This window comes from Methanobrevibacter sp. (assembly GCF_045646045.1).
GTDB lineage: Archaea > Methanobacteriota > Methanobacteria > Methanobacteriales > Methanobacteriaceae > Methanocatella.
Window position 1 is genome coordinate 1 of record NZ_JAZRJY010000088.1, and the last position, 2,225, is coordinate 2,225.

Annotated in this window: 4 protein-coding genes; all 4 read left to right on the plus strand. The window is 31.1% G+C overall.

Going from position 1 to position 2,225, the window contains the following annotated elements:
• The first annotated feature begins 161 nt into the window (after positions 1 to 161).
• Positions 162 to 806, plus strand: coding sequence for a cobalt transporter CbiM (gene cbiM, locus ACKI5C_RS05880; protein WP_407432246.1), 645 nt, complete (start codon positions 162 to 164; stop codon positions 804 to 806).
• A 1-nt stretch (position 807) separates the two neighbouring features.
• On the plus strand, positions 808 to 1,095 hold the full coding sequence (locus ACKI5C_RS05885; protein ID WP_407432247.1) for a PDGLE domain-containing protein: 288 nt from the start codon (positions 808 to 810) through the stop codon (positions 1,093 to 1,095).
• A gap of 79 nt (positions 1,096 to 1,174) precedes the next feature.
• Positions 1,175 to 2,005 carry a cobalt ECF transporter T component CbiQ gene (cbiQ, locus tag ACKI5C_RS05890; RefSeq protein ID WP_407432248.1) on the plus strand — a complete coding sequence of 277 codons (831 nt, stop codon included), beginning with the start codon at positions 1,175 to 1,177 and terminating at the stop codon, positions 2,003 to 2,005.
• Between the two features lie 13 nt (positions 2,006 to 2,018).
• Positions 2,019 to 2,225: ATP-binding cassette domain-containing protein (locus ACKI5C_RS05895; protein WP_407432249.1), on the plus strand; the 207-nt coding region annotated here is incomplete at its 3' end.

The window sequence follows — 2,225 nt, forward strand, 5'->3', positions numbered from 1 at the left end:
TTATTGAAAAATAGTAAAAATTTTAACTATCAAGATATAAATCAGAAGAATTAATATTCAAATTGAATTTTAATCTTTAATACTTGATAAATATACAAAATTAGTAATGTTTTTATACATTTTAAAAGTATTACTTTTTTAGTATAAGGAGGAAAAAATAAATGCATATACCTGATGGATTTATCCCATTTTGGCAATGTATAATCTATTATATCATATTAATAGTAGCACTGTACTTTGCTAGCAAATGGGCAAGAGAAAACCTTGATGAAAAACGCATTCCTCTCCTTGCAGTTCTTGCAGCAGGTATTTTTGCTATAATGTCTATGAACATGCCAATTCCATTTGGAACAAGTGGACATATGGTTGGTGGAGCATTAGTAGCAATTATATTCTGTGCACCCGAAGCAGCAATACTCGTATTTACTGTTGTATTACTTATCCAAGCTTTAGTCTTTGGAGATGGAGGAATTACTGTTTTAGGAGCTAATGTATTGAACATGGCAATTATTGGAGGATTTACTGGACTATATACATTCAAAGCATTAAAAGACAAAATCGGAATATACGCATCTGCAGGAATAGGTGCATGGTTAGCAACAGTACTTGCAGCATTAGCTTGTGCACTTGAAATGGCCGCTGCTGGAACTTTCCCATTAAATGTTGGAGTTCCATCAATGGTATTATACCACGTATTTATTGGAATAATTGAAGCAGTATTGACCGTTATTGTTTTAATGGCTTTAAATAAATTCAGACCAGATCTTTTGATTTGGAACAAAAATAAAGTCGAAGGAGGAGAATAAAATGGATAAACGTGACAAAACATTAATAATAGTTGCAATCATTATTTGTGTCATAATCTGTTGTCTAGCTCCTTTCATTGCATCAGGAGATCCTGATGGATTAGAAAAATCTGCAGAAGATGCTAAGGTACCTGAAGAGAAAGCAACTGTAGCAGTTGAACCCCCATTCCCAGATTACACATTTGAACCTCTTGAAGCCCTTGGTGAAGTAGGTGTCCTTATTTTAGGCGTGCTGCTAACACTTATATGTGGATGGGGTGTTGCTGAAATTGTAAAAAGAAGAAGTTAAATTTTAACTTCTATCTTTTTATACTATTTTTTATAAACTAATTATTACATTTAATAATAAAATTTTTTAGAGAAATATTATGGCTGATATTACAAAAGCACTTAATTTAGATGAACTTGCATCAAAGGATAGTCCAATTCATAATTTAGATGGAAGAATTAAATTAATATCCGCAATATTCATCATAGTGGTTGCGGCTTTTTCAAATAGCATATTTATACCCATTTGTTTAGAAATATTTTTATTGATTGTTCTTAAAATAGCTAAATTATCATATGCAGATTCATTTAAAAGATTGGCATTATTACTTCCTTTTGGAGGAGCAATCATAATCTTTCAACCATTCATACATCCAGGAAATGTTTTATGGTCATATTCATGGCTTACAATAACAGATACTGGGTTAAATTGGGCAATATTACTGATTACAAGAATGATTACTTCACTGACCGCGATTGTAATATTATCTTCTACAAGCCCTATGCAGCAAATTGTTGCTTCATTTAGAAGATTAAAGATGCCGAAAGATCTTGCTATGATTTTAAGTATAATGGTCAGATTTTTATTTGTATTTATTGATGAACTTGCAGCAATTAGAAAATCACAAAAATCAAGGAACTTCCATATCCATTCTAAACTGACCCCATACAAATGGAGAGTTAAACAGGTCGGATATTCTGTTGCCATGATGTTTGTTAAATCTTATGAACAGGGAGAGCGAGTTTACAAAAGTATGATAAGCCGTGGATATTCAGATGAATCCGATTTATTTAATGAAAAGACTTCACTTGAAAAATCTGATTATATATACATTATCACAATAATAATATTGGTTATAATTTTAGAAATAATTTTAATTAAATATTCAACTAATTTAGGATACTTTGGACAGAACTTATCTATAAATTAATGAGGGGAATTAAATGAGTGAAATACATCTATCAACAAAGAATTTAAACTATAGATACCCTGATGGAACCCATGCATTGAAAAATGTAAATATGGAAATTTTAAAAGGGCAAAAAGTTGCAATAATGGGACCGAATGGTGCTGGAAAATCAACATTATTTTCTCATTTGAATGGATTGACAGAACCAACATCAGGACATATCGAGCTAGATGGAAAAATA

Bases quoted from the DNA above. Each gene is read 5' to 3' on its own strand.
- cbiM (WP_407432246.1), top strand. From the start codon at position 162: ATGCATATACCTGATGGATTTATCCCATTTTGGCAATGTATAATCTAT.
- ACKI5C_RS05885 (WP_407432247.1), top strand. From the start codon at position 808: ATGGATAAACGTGACAAAACATTAATAATAGTTGCAATCATTATTTGT.
- cbiQ (WP_407432248.1), top strand. From the start codon at position 1,175: ATGGCTGATATTACAAAAGCACTTAATTTAGATGAACTTGCATCAAAG.